The organism is Dactylosporangium sp. McL0621, from assembly GCF_049995355.1.
Classification (GTDB): Bacteria; Actinomycetota; Actinomycetes; order Mycobacteriales; family Micromonosporaceae; genus Dactylosporangium.
The window spans coordinates 3,927,575-3,947,549 of sequence record NZ_CP188259.1; the positions used below are offsets into that span (position 1 = coordinate 3,927,575).

Annotated in this window: 18 protein-coding genes and 1 pseudogene; 11 read left to right on the forward strand and 8 right to left on the reverse strand. The window is 72.7% G+C overall.

Translation table 11 applies throughout. The features are described from left to right. Window positions 1-5 precede the first annotated feature (5 nt). The 4 genes from ACPPVO_RS18660 to ACPPVO_RS18675 all read left to right on the forward strand — a co-directional run bounded on the left by ACPPVO_RS18660 (window position 6) and on the right by ACPPVO_RS18675 (window position 4,728). Window positions 6-1,241 carry an SLC13 family permease gene (locus tag ACPPVO_RS18660; RefSeq protein ID WP_426512461.1) on the forward strand — a complete coding sequence of 412 codons (1,236 nt, stop codon included), beginning with the start codon at window positions 6-8 and terminating at the stop codon, window positions 1,239-1,241. Between the two features lie 114 nt (window positions 1,242-1,355). Further along, window positions 1,356-2,036, forward strand: coding sequence for a universal stress protein (locus ACPPVO_RS18665; RefSeq protein WP_426512462.1), 681 nt, complete (start codon window positions 1,356-1,358; stop codon window positions 2,034-2,036). A 133-nt stretch (window positions 2,037-2,169) separates the two neighbouring features. Next, complete coding sequence (locus tag ACPPVO_RS18670; protein WP_426512463.1) at window positions 2,170-3,012, forward strand: hypothetical protein; 843 nt, start codon at window positions 2,170-2,172, stop codon at window positions 3,010-3,012. A gap of 153 nt (window positions 3,013-3,165) precedes the next feature. Beyond that, on the forward strand, window positions 3,166-4,728 hold the full coding sequence (locus tag ACPPVO_RS18675; protein ID WP_426512464.1) for a pectate lyase family protein: 1,563 nt from the start codon (window positions 3,166-3,168) through the stop codon (window positions 4,726-4,728). A gap of 57 nt (window positions 4,729-4,785) precedes the next feature. Here the strand turns inward: ACPPVO_RS18675 and ACPPVO_RS18680 are convergent, their stop codons facing one another. After that, on the reverse strand, window positions 4,786-5,181 hold the full coding sequence (locus tag ACPPVO_RS18680; protein ID WP_426512465.1) for a GNAT family N-acetyltransferase: 396 nt from the start codon (window positions 5,179-5,181) through the stop codon (window positions 4,786-4,788). Between the two features lie 11 nt (window positions 5,182-5,192). Further along, window positions 5,193-5,441 (reverse strand): hypothetical protein, encoded by a 249-nt coding sequence (locus tag ACPPVO_RS18685; RefSeq protein ID WP_426512466.1) that lies wholly within the window; start codon window positions 5,439-5,441, stop codon window positions 5,193-5,195. Window positions 5,442-5,529: 88 nt separating this feature from the next. Between ACPPVO_RS18685 and ACPPVO_RS18690 the strand changes: the two genes are divergently transcribed. Continuing rightward, window positions 5,530-5,871, forward strand: coding sequence for a nitroreductase/quinone reductase family protein (locus ACPPVO_RS18690; protein ID WP_426512467.1), 342 nt, complete (start codon window positions 5,530-5,532; stop codon window positions 5,869-5,871). Window positions 5,872-5,886: 15 nt separating this feature from the next. Here the strand turns inward: ACPPVO_RS18690 and ACPPVO_RS18695 are convergent, their stop codons facing one another. Next, window positions 5,887-8,814 (reverse strand): glycosyl hydrolase, encoded by a 2,928-nt coding sequence (locus ACPPVO_RS18695; protein WP_426512468.1) that lies wholly within the window; start codon window positions 8,812-8,814, stop codon window positions 5,887-5,889. 255 nt (window positions 8,815-9,069) lie between these two features. Here ACPPVO_RS18695 and ACPPVO_RS18700 point away from each other — a divergent pair, with 255 nt between their 5' ends. The 3 genes and pseudogenes from ACPPVO_RS18700 to ACPPVO_RS18710 all read left to right on the forward strand — a co-directional run bounded on the left by ACPPVO_RS18700 (window position 9,070) and on the right by ACPPVO_RS18710 (window position 12,137). Next, complete coding sequence (locus ACPPVO_RS18700; RefSeq protein WP_426512469.1) at window positions 9,070-9,714, forward strand: fasciclin domain-containing protein; 645 nt, start codon at window positions 9,070-9,072, stop codon at window positions 9,712-9,714. After that, window positions 9,714-11,377: pseudogene (locus tag ACPPVO_RS18705) on the forward strand (molybdopterin-dependent oxidoreductase). The gene ACPPVO_RS18700 and the pseudogene ACPPVO_RS18705 overlap by 1 nt, the downstream one beginning before the upstream one ends. Before the next feature lie 226 nt (window positions 11,378-11,603). Continuing rightward, the gene (locus ACPPVO_RS18710) at window positions 11,604-12,137 is read left to right on the forward strand and encodes a GNAT family N-acetyltransferase (protein WP_426512470.1); all 534 of its coding nucleotides are present in this window, start codon (window positions 11,604-11,606) and stop codon (window positions 12,135-12,137) included. Here the strand turns inward: ACPPVO_RS18710 and ACPPVO_RS18715 are convergent. Together ACPPVO_RS18715 and ACPPVO_RS18720 are read right to left on the reverse strand one after the other, a co-directional pair. Next, window positions 12,098-14,152, reverse strand: a complete 2,055-nt coding sequence (locus ACPPVO_RS18715) for an MMPL family transporter (RefSeq protein ID WP_426512471.1) — start codon at window positions 14,150-14,152, stop codon at window positions 12,098-12,100. The two genes, ACPPVO_RS18710 and ACPPVO_RS18715, sit on opposite strands and share 40 nt — an antisense overlap. 98 nt (window positions 14,153-14,250) lie before the next feature. After that, window positions 14,251-14,850: a DJ-1/PfpI family protein gene (locus ACPPVO_RS18720; RefSeq protein ID WP_426512472.1), complete on the reverse strand. Its 600-nt coding sequence runs from the start codon at window positions 14,848-14,850 to the stop codon at window positions 14,251-14,253. A 99-nt stretch (window positions 14,851-14,949) separates the two neighbouring features. Here ACPPVO_RS18720 and ACPPVO_RS18725 point away from each other — a divergent pair, with 99 nt between their 5' ends. Then, window positions 14,950-15,852: a GlxA family transcriptional regulator gene (locus ACPPVO_RS18725; protein ID WP_426514652.1), complete on the forward strand. Its 903-nt coding sequence runs from the start codon at window positions 14,950-14,952 to the stop codon at window positions 15,850-15,852. Here the strand turns inward: ACPPVO_RS18725 and ACPPVO_RS18730 are convergent. Next, window positions 15,845-16,468: an MBL fold metallo-hydrolase gene (locus tag ACPPVO_RS18730; RefSeq protein WP_426512473.1), complete on the reverse strand. Its 624-nt coding sequence runs from the start codon at window positions 16,466-16,468 to the stop codon at window positions 15,845-15,847. The genes ACPPVO_RS18725 and ACPPVO_RS18730 overlap by 8 nt on opposite strands. Window positions 16,469-16,514: 46 nt before the next feature. Continuing rightward, window positions 16,515-16,925, reverse strand: a complete 411-nt coding sequence (locus tag ACPPVO_RS18735) for a MarR family winged helix-turn-helix transcriptional regulator (protein ID WP_426512474.1) — start codon at window positions 16,923-16,925, stop codon at window positions 16,515-16,517. 89 nt (window positions 16,926-17,014) lie between these two features. On the opposite strand from ACPPVO_RS18735, the gene ACPPVO_RS18740 reads away from it, so the two are divergent. Further along, on the forward strand, window positions 17,015-18,328 hold the full coding sequence (locus tag ACPPVO_RS18740; RefSeq protein ID WP_426512475.1) for an MFS transporter: 1,314 nt from the start codon (window positions 17,015-17,017) through the stop codon (window positions 18,326-18,328). A gap of 5 nt (window positions 18,329-18,333) precedes the next feature. Here the strand turns inward: ACPPVO_RS18740 and ACPPVO_RS18745 are convergent, their stop codons facing one another. Beyond that, window positions 18,334-18,792, reverse strand: a complete 459-nt coding sequence (locus ACPPVO_RS18745) for a MarR family winged helix-turn-helix transcriptional regulator (RefSeq protein WP_426512476.1) — start codon at window positions 18,790-18,792, stop codon at window positions 18,334-18,336. A 74-nt stretch (window positions 18,793-18,866) separates the two neighbouring features. Between ACPPVO_RS18745 and ACPPVO_RS18750 the strand changes: the two genes are divergently transcribed. Continuing rightward, entirely contained in the window at window positions 18,867-19,943 is a 1,077-nt protein-coding gene (locus ACPPVO_RS18750) for an epoxide hydrolase family protein (protein WP_426512477.1), read from the forward strand. Window positions 19,944-19,975: the final 32 nt, after the last annotated feature.

The following is a 19,975-nucleotide window of genomic DNA, read 5'->3' on the forward strand; positions in this document are numbered from 1 at the left end:
CCGCCGTGCTGGTCGTCGCGGTGCTACTGCTGGTCGCGGTCCTCGCCTTCGCGGTGGCGCGGCCCTTCGGCCTGCCCGAGGCCGTGGCGGCGGTCCCGGCGGCGGCCCTGGCCGTGCTGTTCGGCCTCGTCCCGTGGGGTGACGCCGCGGGCGAGGTGCGCGAGCTGGGCCCCACCGTGGGCTTCCTCGCCGCCGTTCTGCTGCTGTCGTACCTCGCGGAGGCCCACGGCGTCTTCGCGTACATCGGCGACCGGGCCGCCCGCCACTCCCGCGGCCGCCCGAAACGCCTCCTCGGCGCCGTCTTCGCCGCGGCCGCCCTGGTCACGGCGGCCCTCAGCCTCGACGCGACGGTGGTCCTGCTGACCCCGGTGGTCTTCACCGCCGCGCTGCGCATCCGGGCCCGCCCCGAGCCGCACGTCTACGCCTGCACCCACCTGGCCAACTCGGCGTCGCTGCTCCTGCCCGTCTCGAACCTCACCAACCTGCTCGCCTTCGCCGCGAGCGGCCTGGGCTTCGCCACCTTCGCCGGGCTCATGGCCGCGCCGTGGCTCGCGGTGATCGGCGTCGAGTACCTCATCCTGCGCCGCTTCTTCGCCGCCGACCTGGCGGTGGCCTCGGACCCGCCCGCCGCCGAGCCGGTCGGGGCCCCGCGGTACGCCCTGGTCGTCCTGGCCCTGACCCTGGCCGGCTTCGCCGCGGGCCAGCCGCTGGGCGTGCACCCCGCCTTCGCCGCGGTGGCGGGCGCGGCGGCCCTGGCGGTCCCGCTCGTCCGCGCCCGCAAGCTCGCCCTGCCGGCCGCGATCCGGGCCGCGAACCCGGCGTTCTGCGCGTTCGTCTTCGGCCTGGGCGTCGTGGTCCTGGCGGTGCGCGAGCACGGCCTGGGAGCGCTGGTCGACACGCTGACCCCGGGCGGAGCGTCGTTCCTCGGCCTGCTGGCCGTGGCGGGGCTGGCCGCGCTGCTGGCGAACGTGCTGAACAACCTCCCGGCGACCCTCGTGCTGCTGCCGGCCGTCCAGCACAACCCGGGCCTGCTCCTGGCCGTGCTGATCGGGGTGGACGTCGGCCCGAACCTGACGTACGTGGGCTCGCTGGCGACCCTCCTCTGGCGCCAGATCCTGCACGCGCGGGACGCGGCGCCGTCGGTGGCCCAGTTCCTGCGCCTGGGCCTGCTGACGGTGCCGGCGGCGCTGGTGGCGGCGGTGGCAGCGCTCTGGGCGGGCTTGCGGATCGCGGGCGTTTGAGCGGATATGTCGGGCACTCCGCGCCACGACATATCCGATTTATACCCCGCCGGGGTATTAGGTAAATTCCTCCAGCGGTGGCGGGCTTACTGGATCATCTGCGAACCTCAGGGCATGAACGTGCTCGTCTGGCTCGCCGAGGGCACCTGGGCCGCCGCCACCACGGCCGCCGCGCACCACGCCCCTACCGGCGCGCGCATCACGCTGTTGCACGTCGTCGACCCGGCCGCGGCCGGCGAGGTGAGCGGGGCCTGGAGCGGTCTGCTCGGGCGGGGGCACCGCGACCCGGGGCCGGCGATGGAGGCCGCCGCCGAGGCCGCCGAACGGGATCTGCTCGCCGCGGCCGCCGAGCGCCTGGGCCGCCCGGTCGAGATCTCGATCCGCCGCGGTCGTACCGAGCACGAGGTTGTCGCCGCCTGCAACGACCTCGGCGCCGATCTGCTCGTGGTCGCGCGGGACGGCGATCGTACGCGGGTGGGTCCGCGCAGCCTGGGGCGTCACACCCGGTTCGTCGTGGACCATGCGCCGTGTCCGGTCCTGCTCGTCTGGCCGGAGCAGCCGCTGATCACCACTCCGCCGCCGCCCCCGCCGCCGGGTGCCGAACCGCCGCCTCCGCCGCCGGGTGCTGAACCGCCGCCTCCGCCGCCGGGTGCTGAACCGCCGCCTCCGCCGCACGGTGGGCCGCCGCCGCCTCCACCGCACAGTGGGCCGCCGCCGCCGCCTCCGCATGGGGGCCCGCCGCCGTCTCCGCACCACGGGGGCCCGCCGCCTCCGCCTCACGGCGCCCCTCAATGACCCCCGCCGTCGCGCCGGGGGTGCGATCGAGTCCGCCTCCGCACCGATAAATCCCCGGTCAGGGTATAAATCCGACATGTCGCGGCGCGAAGCGCCCGACATGTCGATCCCCCCGGCCAGGTAAATTCGCAGCGTGAAGACGGCCAGCCCCAGGTACGCGCTGCGCCGCGCCGACCTCGACGGCGCCGCCTGTCCCGTTCCGCCCGAGTGCGCCGGCGCCGCGACCGTGCTGCTCGACCACCGCGCCCACGGCGCGACCCCGACGCGCCAGGTGTTCGACGCCGAGCTCGAGGAGGACGGCCGCGTCGGGATCGCGTGGCCCGAGGACGTCCACGTGGGCGTGCTCGTCGCCGTCACGTGGCAGCCGGCGCGCCGGCAGATCGTGCTGCGCACGGTACCGCTGGATGAGCCCTTGAAGGTCGACGGCGTCGCGTACTTCCACGAGTACGACCCCCTGACCGTCACCCACGAGTTCCGCCCGGCGAACTCGAACCGGGGCAAGGTGCTCGACGCGGTGCGCAAGTACGGCCGGGTGTTCGAGGACGGGAGTGCGGTGTTCCCCGAGGGCGATCTCGTCAGGCGCGCCGGGCTCGGCAAGGGCGCCCGCGGGACGTTCCTGCTCCGCAACGCCGTCGAGCAGCTCATCCGCGAGGGGTACGTCACCCGCGTCGCCGGCAGCCTCGACGCCGGCGGGCAGCCGTCGTTCCCGCCCGGCGACGGGTCCGAGGCGGTACCGATGCTGTTCTATGCGCCGCTGATCGAGCCCGCGGCGCGGCCCGACGAGCCCGCCGAGCACGACCCCTCCAACCGGCACGAGCACTGGGTGGCCGGGTTCATCCGAAAGTTGCAGCCCGGCACCCGGCCGTCCCCGCGCGCTCTGGCCCTGCACCGCCAGGCGATCGACAACGGGCAGTTCCCGGACGAGCCGCTGGCCCCCGGCTTCACGTTCGTGAAGAAGCACCACCGCAACGGCTGATGCGGGCCCAAGGCATCGACGGCTGCAACAATCCTGCAAACGCCGATCCATTGACTTCCGTTCGACCGGGCGTCAGTTTGATGAGGAATGCGCTTTCCTAGCGGCCGCGGGAAACAGCGACACCCCTCTCGAGCGAGACGAAGGTGAACGAGGATGAGACGACCAGTCGCGTTGCGGCTTCTGGCGGTCGGTGCGGCAGGCGCCGCCACTGCGATCGGCGTGGCACTCGTGGTACCGCAGGCGTCGGCGGCGACCGGCGGTGTCACCGGGTACGCGACCCAGAACGGCGGCACCACCGGCGGCGCCGGCGGGCAGACGGTCCGGGCCACCACGGGCACCGCGATCCACACCGCCCTGTGTAACCGGGCGTCGAGCAGCACCCCGATCACCATCCAGGTCGAGGGCACCATCACCGTCGGAAACACCGCCAAGGTTTCCGGCGACAGCTGCAACACCGCCGCCGGGGTCATCGAGCTCAAGCAGATCAGCAACGTGACGATCGTCGGGGTCGGCGGCGGCGCCGTCTTCGACCAGATCGGCATCCACATCCGCGAGTCCAGCAACATCATCATCCAGAACGTGACCGTGCAGAACGTGAAGAAGTCGGGCTCGCCCACCTCGAACGGCGGCGACGCCATCGGCATGGAGAGCAGCGTCCACAACGTCTGGGTGGACCACAACTCGCTGCTGGCGTCGGGCGGTGAGGACCAGGGCTACGACTCGCTCATCGACATGAAGGCCGGCACGAACTACGTGACCGTGTCGTACAACACGCTGCGCAACTCCGGCCGGGGCGGCCTCATCGGGTCCAGCGACAGCGACACGGGTAACGGCCCGGTGACGTTCCATCACAACCTGTACCAGAACATCGACTCCCGCACGCCGCTGCTGCGCGCCGCCACCGCGCACATCTACAACAACTACTACGTCAGCCTGAACAAGTCGGGCATCAACCCGCGTGACGGCGGCAAGGCCAAGGTCGAGAACAACTACTTCAAGGACTCCGCCGACGTCCTGGGCACGTTCTACACCGACCTGATGGGCGGCTGGCAGGTCGCCGGCAACATCTTCGACAACGTGACGTGGACCAGCCCGGGCACCGAGAACCACCCGGCCGGTCCGAACGTGCAGTCCAACACGAGCGTCAGCATCCCGTACTCGTACACCCTCGACGCCGCCAGCTGCGTGCCGACCGTCGTCACGCAGACCGCCGGAGCCAACAAGGGCCTGCAGGTGTCCAACGGCTCCTGCACGGTGACGACTCCGACCGCCACCACGGGCGGGCCGACCACCAGCGCCAGCCCGACGCGGAGCGCGACCCCGACCCCGACCCCGACGCAGTCGCAGCCGTCGGGCGCCAACCTCAGCATCGGGGCCGGCGCGGACGGCTCCAGCAAGGGCGGCGGGACGAGCTACGGCAACGTCATCGACGGCAGCCTCAGCACCTACTGGTCGCCGTCCGGCTCGACCGGCGACATCTCGGTCAAGTGGAGTTCCGCCAAGTCGATCTCGAAGATCAACATCCGTGAGGCGTCCGGCTCCGCCGGCACCATCGGATCCTGGCAGGTCATCAACGCCGACAACGGCGCCGTGCTGAAGTCCGGCAGCGGCGCGGGCGTCATCAGCTTCACGTCGACGTCGCTGAAGAAGGTCACGTTCAGGATCACCGGCGCTTCGGGGACACCCAAGGTCGCCGAGTTCGAGACCTACGCCTGATCCTCCCGGGCCCGAGGTGCGGTGACCGCCGGTCGCGGCGGTCACCGCACTCCTGCGCTACAGCGGCTTGGTGCACACCACGTCAGGGGCCGGAAGATATCCGTGGTACCGCCAGAAGGCGAGCCCGGCCGCATTGTCCGGCAGCACGAACAGGTTGATCCGCGGGCAGCCGAGCGCCTTCAGCCGGCGCTCGAGCTCGGCGAGGAGCCGGGTGGCGATCCCCTCCCGCCGGCGGGCCGGGTCGACCGCCAGGCGCAGGATGAAGCCGCGCCGCCCGTCGTACGTCCCCAGGACGACCCCGGCGATCGTCCCGTCGGAGGCGACCAGGAACAGTTCCGGGTCGCGTTCCAGCTTCGCCTCCAGCTCGGCCCGGGGCAGTGGGTCGCTGCCGGCCGTGCGCCACACGGAGACGACGGCGTCGTAGTCGGCCCAGCCGAACTCGCGAATGAGCAAGGAGCCCTCTTTCATCGGGCGGCGAACGCGTCCAGCAGGTACGCCGCAAGGCGCCCCGAGTCCGTGACGCCGCAGTTGGCCTGCAGGACGAGCGGCAGATCATCCGGTACGAAGTCCGCACGCAGACGCCCGGCGGCCTGGGCCCGGCCGGCCGGCTCGGCGAACGCCGCCACGCCCCGGGTCATCTCGCGTTCCCGGTCGAACACGCCCGGGAACGCGGCGAGCGCGGCGGCGGCGAACTGAGAAGCCCCGTGACCCATGTTGCTCACTTTAGCGGCAACTGGACAGGGGGCTCCATTTCGGCGGTACCGTTGCGACACAAGCGAATCCGACCGAGAGGACGACACCGTGGAGCTGCACCGGGGCGCCGTGCGCCGCGTCAACGCCTGTGTGCTGCGGCTGCGGGACTCGCCGCGCCTCGGCCGTGTCGTGCGGCGCCGCCTGACCGTCGTCACGTACACGGGCCGCCGTTCCGGGAACACCTTCAGCACGCCGGTGGCGTACCGGCGTACCGGCGACACCGTGCTCATCGGTGTGCAGTTCCCGGACGCCAAGGCGTGGTGGCGCAACTTCCTGGGCGCCGGCGGCCCGATCAGCCTGCACCTGGACGGCGAGGACCGGCCGGGCCACGCCGTGTCCCGCCGCGACGAGCGGGGCCGGGTCAGCGTCACCGTCACACTGGACGACTGACCCGGCCGCGCGTGGTCAGGCCACCGTGTACGGGATGGTGAGCGCCGACTGGTTGCCGTTGGCGGCGCTGGCGTCGACCCGCACCGTCGTGTTCGCGTTGCCGATGGCGTTCCACAGCTCGAGCCGCACACAGCCGTGGTTCATCGCCGACAGCGTGCCGGTCGCCGAGGAGAGGCCCACGGCCTGGGTGTACTGCTCCGTGCCCGCGACCGGGTCGGTGGCGAAGTACCGGTACGTCTCGACCCGGCCGTAGCTGCCGCCGCCGGTGAAGTCGTACGAGACGCGGGCCTGGATCCCCTGCCCGACCGTGCCGCCGGCGTCGACGTGGAACGTGAACTGGGTCGCCGTGCCGTTCGTTCCTCCGGTGATGCCGCAGGCCGTGTACGTCACGGGATTGTGCGGGTTACCGTCCCAGTTCCCGTTCGCGGCGGTGACCGTCTGCGTCGTGGCGGCACTGCCGGCGGTGGTGCTGAGCGCGGGCCCGGAGCGCAGGAAGAACTTGTTCGAGCCCGCCGGCGGCGGAGGTGAGCTGGACACCGACGGCGACGGCGACGGGGAGTTCGACGTCGGCGGTGGGGACGAGGGCGGGTTGCTGGTGCCGTTCCCGCCGCTCCAGGTGTACGCCCCGTTCGTCGCCGTCTTCCCGGCCCCGACGGTCAGCGTGTGGCCGTCGGAGAACGTGACCGTGAGCGCTCCCGTCGTCAGGTTCGTCGCGGCGTACGTGCGCTGGCCGTTCTTCGTGAACACCGCGTACAACGGCGTGTTCGCGGTCACCGACGTGTCGACCGTGCCCAGGGCGGCGAGGTTGCGGATCCAGTGGAAGGTGTGGGCCCTGCTCTCGCCTTCCTCCGGGGTGTACCCGGAGTTCGCCCGCAGGTTCGCCAGCGCCTGGTCGCCGTTGCCCAGCGCCTGGAACGACCACAGCACGTCCTGCCACACCGTGGGCGGACCGCCGTTGTTCGTCGTCATCTCGTTGTAGTTCGTCGCGACGTACGCCGGCTTGTACCCCAGGTACAGGGAGCCGCCGGTCACCGGCAGCATGTTGATGCCCTGGATCATCTCCGGCTCGGCGCTGAACCAGGTGGCGTACGCCCCGCCGTCGCCCCAGACCATCCCGACCGTGTTGTGGGCGAAGGTCGCCGGGAAGTTCTGGTTCGCCGAGTCGAACCAGTACTCCTGGATCGCCTGGGCCTGGGTCGTGTAGATGTACAGCCCGGCGTCGCGCACGGCGGTGTTCCCGGTCGCGATGCCCCACTGGATGAGCGCGTTGGCGAAGTTCATGCCCTCCGAGGACGACTCCTGGTTGTTGCCGGCCCCGAAGGAGGCGTGCCCGGAGGCCCAGTCGTGCCCGGCGTAGATGTCGAAGTCGCGCAGGAACGGGAACATGGTGTCGGCCCGGTCCGGGTTGTTGGCGTCGCGGATGAGCAGGTTCACCATCCCGCCGTACGCGCTCGACGCCGCCCACGCCTTGTCGAACTTGGCCAGGGTCGCGGCCGCGGCGATGTAGTAGCCGTAGTGGAAGTGGTGGTCGTTGAGCTCCTGGTCCGAGCCGTACGAGGCCGGGTAGCCGATCAGCGTGCCCCAGGCCTGGTTGTACACGAACAGCCGCCCGGCCTCGCCCGAGCCCGCGGTGAACCAGTCCGTCAGGCGCGTGCGGATCGCGCCGAGCAGGGCGTCGCGCTGGGCCGTGCGGCCGAGCTGGTCGGCGAGCTCCGCGGCCCGGGCGGCGCGGCCGAGGCCCTTGCCGGTCCAGTAGGTGTCGTCGCCGAACCCGGCGAGCGGGTCGCCGGTGGCCACCTGGTCGAGGTAGCCGCCCACCGTGGACAGATCGGCGCCGGAGGAGTCGGCGACGGCGGGAATCTCCGGCAGTACACCTTGGTAGCGCGTCGTCGTCGTGAACGCTCCCAGTCCGGTGAGCACCTTCATCGGCCCGCGCGCAGAGACATAGGTCTGCGCGATGGGGCTGCCCGCGGCGAGGCTCTTCCACTGGTGCGGGTAGAGGGCCAGCACCGTGCCGGAGCCCGTGCCTTCACGGGCGGTGGTGGTGACGGTGTAGGTGGCGTTCACGGCGCTGCCCGCCTGGTCGTAGCTCCAGGCGACGCGGGTGCCGGTGACGTGGTTGTGCGCGTACTGGCCGTACGTGTTCGCCAGCGCGGTACGGTCCGCGGCCGGCGTCGACGTGGTGGTCGGCAGCAGCGCGACGGAGTAGTAGTCCTTGCCGGCCAGGGTCGAGGTGATGGCCGAGCCGCTGACGGTCCACGTCGCGCCGGTGGGGGCGTAGGCCATGTAGTCGTGGCCGCGCACGGTGAACCCGACGCGCGCGCCGCTGTTGGACCACACGGTGGGCGCGCCGCCGAAGGTGAGCTGGGCGTTGCCGCCGGAGGTCCGGGCGTACACGAACGGCAGCCCGTGACCGATGGTCGCCTTCAGCGTGCGGGCGCCGTCGGACCACGACGGGGTGACGGTCCAGTCGGTCCAGCCGTCCACCAGGGTGCTCGGCGCGTTGAGGCCGGTCACGCCCAGGGTGAACTCGGTGGTGTAGGGGAAGTGGTACTCACCGACGCCGGTCGCCGTGCCGGAGATGGCGGCGTCGGTGGTGTACGACACGCCCAGTCCGCCGGCGGCGGGCTTGAAGGCCATCGGGTGGGCCTCCAGCGGCAGGGCGTAGTTGCAGTCCGTGCGCTTGAACAGCAGCGAGGACCACCAGTCGTTGGTGGGCACGGCGCCGGCGGGGGCGTTGGCCGTGACGTACTGGCGGGGGTTGGTGGCGATGCTGCCGCAGCCGGTCGGGCCGGTGGTGCCGGCCGGGTTGGTGGTGGCGTAGCTGCCGGAGCCGAGCGTGGCGGCCTCGGCGTTCGGCAGGGCGAGGAAGGTCAGTGCGGTCGCGACGACGGCAACGGCGAGGGCGCCGACCGCGATGGGCCGGCCTTTTCTCAGGCGCATGGAGTGGACTCCGTGGGGGTCGAAGTGGCGGCTTCGGATGGGGTCCTTGCGAATCATGCGCGCGAAATGCGACGAGTGTCAATGACGGGTTTGTAGAGAGCGCTCTCTGTTGCAGCGTTGAGCTGCCGATACATGGTGAGAGCGCTCTCGGTTGACCCGGACGGGGCATCGGTGGAAGTTCAGCGGATCTTCGGCCCATCCGGAACGGCTTCGGCCGCGAATCATCGGTGAACGTACCGATTGAAGGGGTTGCTGATGTTTCGTACCAAGCTCGCCGCCGTGGCCGCCGCCTCCGCCCTCGTCCTGTCGCTCGCCGCGTGCGGCGACAGCTCGGACGACACGGCGGCCCCGGCCTCGACGATGACCACCGGTGCGCCGATGACGACGGGCGCCGCCCCGTCCAGCGCCGCCCCGATGATGGGCACGCAGTTCGGCGCGGGCTGTGCGGCGGTGCCGTCCGACCCCGCCAACCCGGGCAGCTTCGACGCGATGGCGAAGGTCCCGGTCGCCTCGGCCGCCTCCGGCAACCCGCTGCTGTCCACATTGGTCGGCGCGGTCAAGCAGGCGGGCCTCGTGGACTCGCTCAACAACGCCACGGACGTCACGGTCTTCGCCCCGACCGACGACGCGTTCGGCAAGATCGCGAAGGCCGACCTCGACAAGGTCCTCGCGGACCCGGCCACGCTGAAGTCCGTGCTCACCTACCACGTCGTGCCCGGCAAGCTCAGCCCGTCGGACCTCGCCGGCACGCACAAGACCCTGCAGGGCGGCGAGCTGACCGTGTCCGGCTCCGGCACCAGCTTCACGGTCAACGGCAACGCGATGGTCGTGTGCGGCAACGTCCAGACCGCCAACGCCACCGTGTACATCATCGACACCGTCCTCATACCCAAGAGCTGATGTCCACAGTGGTCATTCGTCGCCGGGCAGGCCTCTCGGGCCTGCTCGCCGCGGCGGCCGGGATCGCCGTCGCCGAGCTGGTCGCGTCCCTCACGGACCCCGCGACCGGCCGGCGGTCGCGGTCGGCGGCGTACTCGTCGACGCGGCCCCGACGCCGGTCAAGGAGTTCGCGGTGCGCACCTTCGGCACCGCCGACAAGCCGGTCCTGCTCGGCGGCATCGCGCTCGCGCTCGCCGCCGTCGCCGTGGCGGTCGGGGTGCTGGCGGCCCGCCGCCGATGGTTCGGAACGGCCGGCGCGGCGCTGTTCGCGATCGCCGGGGCGGCCGCCGCGGTGAGCCGCCCGACCGCCGGCCCGCTGGCGGCGCTGCCGTCCTTGGCGGGCGGCGCCGTCACCGCGATCGCCCTGTGGTCGCTGCACCGAAACCCAACGCCGAAAACGCGGCCGTTGGCGGGGCGGGTGCCAGGTTCGGGGTCGCAGCCGGAGCTGGGGCAAGCTTCGGGGCCGCGGCCGGAGCCGGCGCCAGCGTCAAGGTTGGAGCTGGAGTCAGAGTCAGGGCCGGCGCCGGAGTTGGAGCCGCAGCCGGAGTCGGAGGTGGCGCCGGCGGGGTTCGACCGGCGAGCGTTCCTGCAGGCGGCCGCGGCGGTGTCGGCCGTAACCGTCGCCGCCGGTGGGGGAGCGGTCGTCACGCGGCGGGTCCGGGGCGGCGCCGCGGCCCGGGATCGGGAGGCGGTGCGGTTGCCCGCGCCGGCAGACCCGGCGCCGGCATTGCCGATGGGGACGGAGCCGGGGTTTGTGAGCGCGAATCGGGACTTCTATCGGGTCGACACCGCACTGACCGTGCCGCGGGTCGACCTCGGTGGCTGGCGGCTGCGAATCCACGGCCAGGTCGAGCGGCCGCACACGTACACCTTTGCGGAACTGTTGCAGCGGCCCCTCGTCGAACGGCACATCACGCTCAACTGCGTTTCGAACGAGGTCGGCGGCCCGTACATCGGCACTGCCCGCTGGCTCGGCGTGCCCCTCGCGCCGCTGCTGCGCGAGGCCGGGATCGACCCCGCGGCCGACCAGGTGGTTGCACGGTCGGTCGACGGGATGAGTATCGGCACACCGGTACGCACGGTGCTCGAAACCCCCGATGTGCTCCTGTGCGTGGGCATGAACGGGGAGCCGTTGCCGCTGGAGCACGGCTTCCCGGTGCGGATGCTGACGCCGGGCGTTTACGGGTACGCGGGGGCGTGCAAGTGGCTCACCAGCATCGAGCTGACCACGTTCGCGGCCGTCGACGCGTACTGGGTCGCGCGCGGCTGGGCGCCCCGCGGGCCGGTCAAGACGGCCTCGCGGATCGACCGGCCGGAGTCGTTCGGGCGTTTGCGGGCCGGGTCGGTACCGGTGGCCGGGGTCGCCTGGGCCCAGGGGCGCGGGATCGCCGAGGTCGAGGTGCAGGTCGACGAGGAGCCGTGGAGCCGGGCGGAGCTGCTGCCGGTGCCGTCGGACCACACATGGGTGCAGTGGCGGATGACCTGGGCGGCGACGCCGGGGTCGCACACGCTGCGGGTGCGGGCGACCGACCGTACCGGAGCGGTCCAGCCCGAGCAGCGGGCCACTCCATTCCCCGACGGCGCCACGGGCTGGCACACCGTGACGGTGACCGTCGACGCCTGAACCGGCCCGACCCGTGCGGCTGTGCGAACCGTGCGACCGCATGACCTGCGCAACCGCGCGAGCCGTGCAGCTGTCTGCGCCGTGCGGCCGTGCGAACCGTGCGGCCGTGCCGTGGCTCGGCACGGTGAGAGTGACCGGCTAGCCGTGGTTCGAGGCCGGCCGCGGCGGTGCCCCGTATGTCGGCGCGCCGTCGACTCGGCGAGTGGCTCCGCGTACGGTGAGGATCATGTTCAGCGTCTCAATCGAGGGCGGGGCCGAACTGCGCCCGCTCGAGCCCTGGCAAGCCGCGGAGTTCCTCGCGCACATGGACCGGGCCCGCGCCGTCGTCGACCCGTGGATTCCGTGGGCTTCGGTCAGCACCGACCTCGACTCGACCCGGGCCACCCTCCAGCGGTACGCCGACCTCCAGGCCCGCGACGCCGGGCGGCTGTTCGGCATCTGGCTCGACGGGACCCTGGTCGGCGGCACGATGTACGTGAACTTCAGCGCCGAGTCCGGCAACTGCGAGATCGGCGTGTGGCTCGAGCCCGCCGGGCAGGGGCGGGGCCTGGTCACCGCGGCGGCCCGGGTCCTCATCGACTGGGCGCTGAAGACCCGGGGCCTGCACCGCGTCGAGTGGAAGTGCCGCACCGACAACACCGCCAGCTCCGCGGTGGCGAAGCGTCTCGGGATGCGCCTCGACGGCGTCATCCGGGAGTCGTACCTGTACCAGGGCGTGCGCTACGACACCGAGATCTGGTCCCGGCTGTCCACCGACTGAGGCGCCGCGACGCGGGCCGGCCACCAGAACGCGTCGCCCAGCAGCAGGGCCAGGGCCGGCACCACGATCGTGCGCACGATCAGCGTGTCGACGACCACGCCGATGCCGACGATGACGCCGATCTGGGTGAGCACGATGACCGGGAGCACACCGAGCACCGCGAACACCGCGGCCAGCAGGATGCCCGCCGACGTGATCACGCCGCCGGTCGTGGCCAGGGCCCGGACCATGCCCTCCCGGGTGCCGAGGTGCGTCGCCTCCTCCCGGGCCCGGGTGGCCAGGAAGATGTTGTAGTCGACGCCCAGTGCGACCAGGAACAGGAACGCCAGCAGCGGCACGGCGGTGCCGAGGGCCGGGATGTCCAGGAGATGGCGCAGCACGAGGCTGGCGGCGCCGAGGCTCGCCGCGAAGCTCACGACGACCGTGAACAGCAGCAGCAGCGGGGCGACGAGCGAGCGCAACAGGAGCACGAGGACCAGCAGGACGACCGCGAGCACCAGCGGTACCACCACGAAATCATCGCGAAGGTTGGCGTCACGCTCGTCGAGGTCCGCCGCGGGGTCCCCGCCCACGAGCGCGCCCGGGAGGCCGGCCAGGCCCGTGCGCAGGTCCTTGACCGTGCGGTCCGCCGCGGCGGTGCCGGAGCCGCTGGTCAGGTCGACGTCGAAGGTGACCAGGGTGCCGTCGTCGGAGCGCTCCGGGTCGCCGACCTTCGCCACGCCCGCGACGCCGTGCGCGACGGCGACGGCCCGGTCGGCGCTGGGAGCGTTCACGATGACCGTGACCGGCTGGGCGGCGCCGGCCGGGTAGTGCCGGGCCAGGGTCTCGGCGCCCGTGACGGACTCGACCTGGGTGCGGAACTGCTCGGTCTGCGACAGCCCGATCTTCGTGCCGGCGAGCCCCGCTGCCAGGCCGGCGAGGAGCAGCACGGCGGCGGCGAGCACGATGCGCGGGCGGCGCTGGACCCCGGCCGCGACCCGGGCCCACAGCCCCGAGTGGGCCGGCTCGTCGGAGCCGACGTGCGGCACGAACGGCCAGAACACGCCGCGGGGCAGGCAGACCAGGGCGGCCGGGAGCACCACGAGGCCGAAGGCGAGCGCGACGACGACGCCGAGCGCGGCGGCCGCGCCCAGGGTGCGGTTGGTGGTCAGCACCGCGAAGAGCAGGGTGAGCAGGGCGAGGACCACGGTGGTGGCGCTGCCGACGACGGCCGGGGCGGCCCCGCGCAGGGCGGCGGCCATGGCCCCGCGGCGGCTGTCGGTGCGGCGCAGCTCCTCGCGGTACCGTGCGATCAGCAGCAGCGCGTAGTCCGTGCCGGCCCCGAAGACCAGCACGGACACGATGCCGCTGACCTGTCCCTCGGTGGGCTGGCCGGCGACCTTCGCGACCCAGGGCAGCAGCTTCGCGACGACCTGGTCGGCGGTGCCGATCACCGCCAGGGGGACGAGCCAGAGAATCGGGCTGCGGTACGTCACGAGCAGCAGCACCGCCACGACGATCGCGGTCGCGGCCAGCAGCGTGAAGTCGGCGCCCTCGAACGCGGCCGAGATGTCCCGGGCGAACGCGGGCCCGCCGGTGACGAGGACGGTGAGACCCTCGGGTCGTTGCACGGCGGCCACCGTGGCCCGCAGCCGCTCCACCTCGCCGGCGACCTGCTCGATGCCGCCGGCCTTCAGCGGCACGGCGACGAGCAGCGCCTGCTTGTCGTCGGACGGTGCCGCGGGCGCCTGGGCGTGCACGGCCTCGCGGGCCCGGTCGACGGCCTTGCGGTCGTCCTCGGTCAGCGGCCCGCCCGCCCGCTCGAAGACCACCAGCGCGGTCTGGGTGCGGCCGCTGGGGAAGCGGTCCTCGAGCTCGGTGACGCGGGTCGACTGCTTGCCGGCGGGGAGCCCGTCGGTGGCCTGGGCGGCCGGCTGCTCGGGCGAGGTGACGAACGCCAGCGCCGTCAGGCCCGCCGCGACCAGCAGGACGATGATCGCACCGAGCCGGCCGGTGATCGCCGTCGCAATCCGCATCGCGTACCCTCTCGAGAATCTTTCGATGATGGAAAGGTTTCTCCGAGTGATACCCCTCAACCTTCAGCGACGCAAGTATCGACGCAACATCTGTTAGATCAGCGCCAGGCGATCCCTCGGCGCTCGTACTGGAACATCTCCTCGACGGCCAGCGCGACCGGCGGCCCGTACTCGCGCTCGACGAGGTGCAGGCCCAGGTCCAGCCCGGAGGTGACCCCGGCCGCGGTGACCAGGTCGCCGTCGTCGACCACGCGGGCGCGGACGGGCCGGGCGCCGGTGGCCGCGAGCGCGTCCATGCCCTGCGCGTTGGTGACCGCGGGCCGGCCGTCCAGCAGCCCCGCCATCGCCAGGATGAGGGAGCCGCCGCACACGGTCGCCACCGTCACGCCCGGGTTGGCCAGGGCGGCCCGGACCGCCGGTATCACCGGTGACCGCGCGACCCCGGCGAGCAGCGCCGGGATCTCGTCCGACCGGCCGGAGGCGCCGGGGACGACGACGTACCCGGGGGCGTCGGGGTCGAGGGCGGCCGCCGCGCGCAGGGCCAGCCCCCGGGTGCCCCCGACCACCTCCCGCGGCCCGCCCACGGCGACCAGCCGCACTTCGTCGGGCTGGCCGGCCACGGCGGCGCCCTCGGCGAGGACCTCGAACGGGGCGACGACGTCGAGCGGGTCGAACCCGTCGAACAACACGATCTGCATCAGCACACAAACGATGCTCGCCGTGCGCGGCGCGCGCGCCCAGTGGCAGGATTGCCGTTGTCCGGCTGTTTCCTGCCAGGGGGTCTCGTGCACACGGTGATGGTGCTTGCGCTGCCCGACACGATCGCGTTCGACCTCGCGACGCCGATCGAGACGCTCGGGCGGGTGCCCGGGTACCGCGTCGAGGTCTGCGCGGCCACCCCCTCGGTGGCCGCGGGCCCGCTGCGGCTCGAGGTGCCGCACGGGCTCGACGCGCTCGCGCGGGCCGGCACGATCGTCGTGCCCGGGCGCAACGTCGACGAGCCGCTGGACCCGGTGACCCTCGACGCGCTGCGGTCGGCCGCGGCGGCCGGGATCCGGATCGCGTCCATCTGCGTCGGGGCGTTCACCCTGGCCGAGGCCGGGCTCCTCGACGGCCGGCGCGCCACCACGCACTGGGCCGCCGCCGGGGAGTTCCGCCGCCGGTACCCGGCCGTCGACCTCGACCCCGACGTGCTCTACGTCGACAGTGGACAGTTCATCACCTCGGCCGGGGCGACCGCCGGCGTCGACATGTGCCTGCACCTGGTGCGCCGGGATCACGGCGCCGCGGCCGCCGCGCACGCGTCCCGGCTCGCGGTCGCGCCGCTGCACCGGGACGGGGGTCAGGCGCAGTACATCGCCCGCCCGTCCGCCCCGCCGGACGGCGCCGGGATCGGCCCGGTGCTCGCCTGGCTGGAGGAGCACGCGCACCGGGACCTGAGCCTGGCCGGGATCGCCGCGCACGCCGGGCTGAGCGTGCGCACGCTGAACCGCCGCTTCCACGAGGAGACCGGGCGCAGCCCGATGCAGTGGCTGGCCGCGGCGCGCGTGCGGCGGGCGCAGGAGCTGCTGGAGACGACCGAGCACGGGGTGGAGCGCATCGCCCACCTGGCCGGCTTCGCGTCGCCGACGAACTTCCGCGCCCAGTTCAAGCGCGCGACCGGTGTGACGCCGCAGGCCTACCGCACGACGTTCAGATGACCTCTGTGCTCTCGCCGGGGCTCAGGCGCTCGATCGGCACGCCGGTGAGGCCGTGCTCGCCGAGGATGTTCGCGGTCGAGGCCTGGCCGAGGTCGCTCAGCATCAGCTCGTGGATCTGCAGTACCCGCTCCGGCTTGACCGCGCGCACGAAGTCGGCGGCCTCGCCCAGCTTCGTCCACGGGCCGCTCGTCGGCAGCAGGAGCACGCGCACGGGCGCGGCCGGCGCGTGGTACGAGTCGCCCGGGTGGTAGACCGTGCCGTCGACCAGCAGCCCGACGTTGTCGACGCGGGGGATGTCGGCGTGGATCGGGGCGTGCCGGCCGCCGTGACCGCTCACGGTGAAGCCGGCCACGTCCAGCTCGTCGCCGGGCGCGATGACCGTGACGCGCTCGCCGAGCTTCGCACGGATCGCCGCCGGGCCGTACACGGGCAGGTCGGGGTGCGCCCGCAGCAGCTCCTCGTCGACGTGGTCGAAGTGCTCGTGGGTGATGAGCACGGCGTCCGCGGTGGCGACGACCGGCCGGGCCTCGGGTGTGAACGTTCCCGGGTCGAGCACGATCGTGCGCCCGTCCTTGTGCAGGGCGACGCAGGCGTGGGCGTACTTCGTCAATCGCATGGCGTCGAATATACAGCAATGCTGTACAGCTGAACTGTAAGCAATGTCATGGCTCCAGCTTGCGGATGATGGCCGGCAGCCGCCGCAGCACCTCGCGCTCCGACTCGTCCAGGTCGTCGTGCATGGCCCGGGCGATCGCGGCGGCCCGCTGCCCGCGCTCCTCGTCGAGCGCGGCGCGCCCGGCCGCGGTGATGGCCACGAGCAGCTGCCGGGCGTCGCGGTCGTCGGCCCGCAGCGCGACCCGGCCGAGCCCCTCGAGCAGGTTCACGGTGCGCGTCATCGACTGGTGCCTGACCTGCTCGCGCCGCGCCAGCTCGGCGATGGTGAGCGGCCCGCCCCGGTCGAGGTGCCCGAGCGCGGCCGCCTGGCCCGGCGGCATCCGGTCGTGCACGCGCACCCGCCGCACGAAGTCCCCGATCGAGACGCGCAGCTCCTCCGCGAGCTCGAGATCGTCCATCCCGCGACGGTACCGGCGCGGCGGCGGGGAAAGCGCGGCGGCCCGTAATCGCTGGACATCAACCCGGGTTCAGGTCATACGGTCGGGGGATGACCATCCGCGGAGACCGGCCGGCCTTCTTCCACCTGCTCGTGAGCACCCTGCTCGTGTCGGTGATCAACTTCACGGTGTGGTTCGCGATCACGTTCTACGTGTTCCTCGAGACCCGCTCGGTCTTCGCGACCGGGGTCGTCTCCGGGATCTTCCTGGTGCTGACCGCCGCCACCGGAATCTGGTTCGGCAGCCTCGTCGACCACCGGGGCAAGAAGGCGATGATGCAGGTCTCCGCGGGCGTCTCGCTGCTGCTGTACCTCCTGGCGCTCGCCGTGCACGAGACGGCGCCCGCGGGCGCGTTCCGGGACCCGGCCGGCGGCCGCCTGTGGGTGCTCATCGTGCTGCTCATGCTCGGGGTCATCGCCGGCAACATCCGCACCATCGCGCTGCCGACGCTCGTCACCGTGCTCGTCGAGGAGGACAGCCGCGACCGGGCCAACGGGCTCGTCGGTACCACCTCCGGGGTCACGTTCCTCGTCACGTCGGTCATCAGCGGCGTGCTCGTCGCGGCCGGCGGCATGACGTGGGTGCTCGTCCTGGCGGCCGGCGTGCTCACGCTGGCGCTCGCGCACCTCGCCGTGGTGCGGATCGACGAGCGGGCGGCCGCCACCGGGGCGAGCGAGGGGCACGGCCGCGTCGACCTGCGCGGCACGCTGCGCATCGTGGCCCAGGTGCCCGGCCTCGCCGCGCTCATCGTCTTCTCCGCGTTCAACAACTTCCTCGGCGGCGTGTTCATGGCGCTCATGGACGCGTACGGTCTGTCGCTCGTGTCGGTGCAGGCGTGGGGGCTGCTGTGGGGCGCGCTAAGCACCGGCCTGATCGTCGGCGGCCTGCTCATCGCGCGCACCGGCCTCGGCCGCAACCCGGTCTGGCTGCTGCTCGCGGTGAACCTCGTGCTGTGGACGGTGACGCTGCTCTTCCCGCTGCGCTCCTCGATCGTGCTGCTCGCCGCCGGGATGTACGTCTACATGCTCCTGGTCCCGTACGCCGAGGCCGCGGAGCAGACGATCCTGCAGAAGGTGGTCCCGTACGAGCGGCAGGGGCGGGTGTTCGGGTTCGCGCAGAGCGTCGAGCAGTCGGCGGCGCCGCTGACCGCGTTCCTGATCGCCCCGGTGGCGCAGTTCGTGTTCATCCCGTTCATGACCGACGGGCTCGGCGCGCGCACGATCGGCCGCTGGTTCGGCACCGGCGCCGACCGCGGCATCGCGCTCGTGTTCGTCCTCACCGGCGTGGTCGGCATCGTCGCCACCGCGATCGCGATGCGTTCCCGGCCGTACCGCCGCCTCAGCCGCCGCCACGCCGCCGAGTAGCTCCCTCAGGGGCGGCGCTGACTGTGGTGCTCCAGCAGCGTTGACAGCAGCTCGGTGAGCCGCCGCCGGTCCGCCGGCGGCAGGGGCGCCAGCAGCTCGTCCTGCACCTCGGCCAGCCGCTGCTCCAGCCGCCGCAACTGCCGCCGCCCCGCCGTGGTCAGCGACACGATGTTGCGCCGCCGGTCGGCGGGGTCCGGGGCGCGCTCCACCAGGTCGCGGTCGGCGAGCTCGTTGACGGTCGCCACCATGTCGCTGAGGTGGATGCCGCTGCGGCGGCCCAGATCGGCCTGGCTGGCCGGGCCGAGGTCGGCGAGCGTGGCCAGCACGCGGTAGTGGTACCCCTTGGCGTCGGCGGCCGAGAAACCGTCGCCCACCAGGCGGTGCGCATAGCCGGCGGTCTGGGTGAGCAGCCAGCTGGGCAGGCCCTCCCACCGTGCGGGCGTCGTCTCGGCCGGCTGCTCCATGTGACAAGCCTAACGAATCGCCCGCGGCACCGTTAGGTGTATAAACGTTAGTGACACAAACGTTAGGAGTCCAAATGATCTCCCCGTTCCGCATCGCCGTCCCGCAGGCCGACCTCGACGACCTGGCCGACCGCCTCGCCCGGACCCGCTGGCCCAACGAGGTCGCCGGCGCCGGGTGGGACTACGGCTTCCCGCTGGCGCGGCTGCGTGAGCTGGCCGAGTACTGGCGCACCGGGTACGCCTGGCGCGAGCACGAGGCCGAGCTCAACCGGCTTCCGCACTTCACCACCGAGATCGACGGGCAGAACATCCACTTCGTCCACGTCCGGTCGGCCGACCCGGACGCGCTGCCCCTGATCCTGACCCACGGCTGGCCCGGTTCGTTCCTGGAGTTCCTCGACCTGATCGAGCCGCTCGCGCGCGACTTCCACCTCGTCATCCCGTCCATCCCGGGCTTCGGCTTCTCCGGGCCGACCCACGAGCGCGGCTGGGACATCGTCCGGGTCGCGCGCGCCTGGGCCGAGCTGATGCACCGGCTGGGCTACGAGCGCTACGGCGCGCAGGGCGGCGACTTCGGCGCGGGCATCTCCCTGGCGCTCGGTGCGGTCGCCCCCGAGCGGGTCACCGGGGTGCACGTCAACTACCTGCCGACCCGGCCCGACCCGGCCGCCGGCCTCGAGCTGTCCGCGGCCGACGAGGCCCGGCTGGACAAGATCCGGCACGTGATGGCGAACCGCCCGCCGTACCAGGCGCTGCAGGCTCTCACCCCGCAGACGATCGGCTACGCGCTGACCGACTCGCCCGTGGGTCAGCTGGTCTGGATCGCCGAGCGCTTCGCGCAGTGGACGGACCCGGCCGCGCCGATCAGCGACGAGCGGATGCTCACCGACGTCTCGCTGTACTGGCTGACCGGCACCGCCGCGTCCGCGGCGCGGCTGGCCCGCGAGACGCCCCGGCGGATCGAGCCGTGCCCGGTGCCGGTCGGCGTGGCGGTGCTCCCGCACGACATCACCCAGTCGGTGCGGCCGCTGGCCGAGCGGCTGTACGACATCAGGCACTGGACGGAGCTGGAGCGCGGCGGCCACTTCGCCGCCATGGAGGTGCCGGACCTGCTCGCCGCGGACATCCGCGCGTTCTTCCACGGGGGATAGCCCCCGGTCGCGTCCGGGGGGTGGTCGGATGG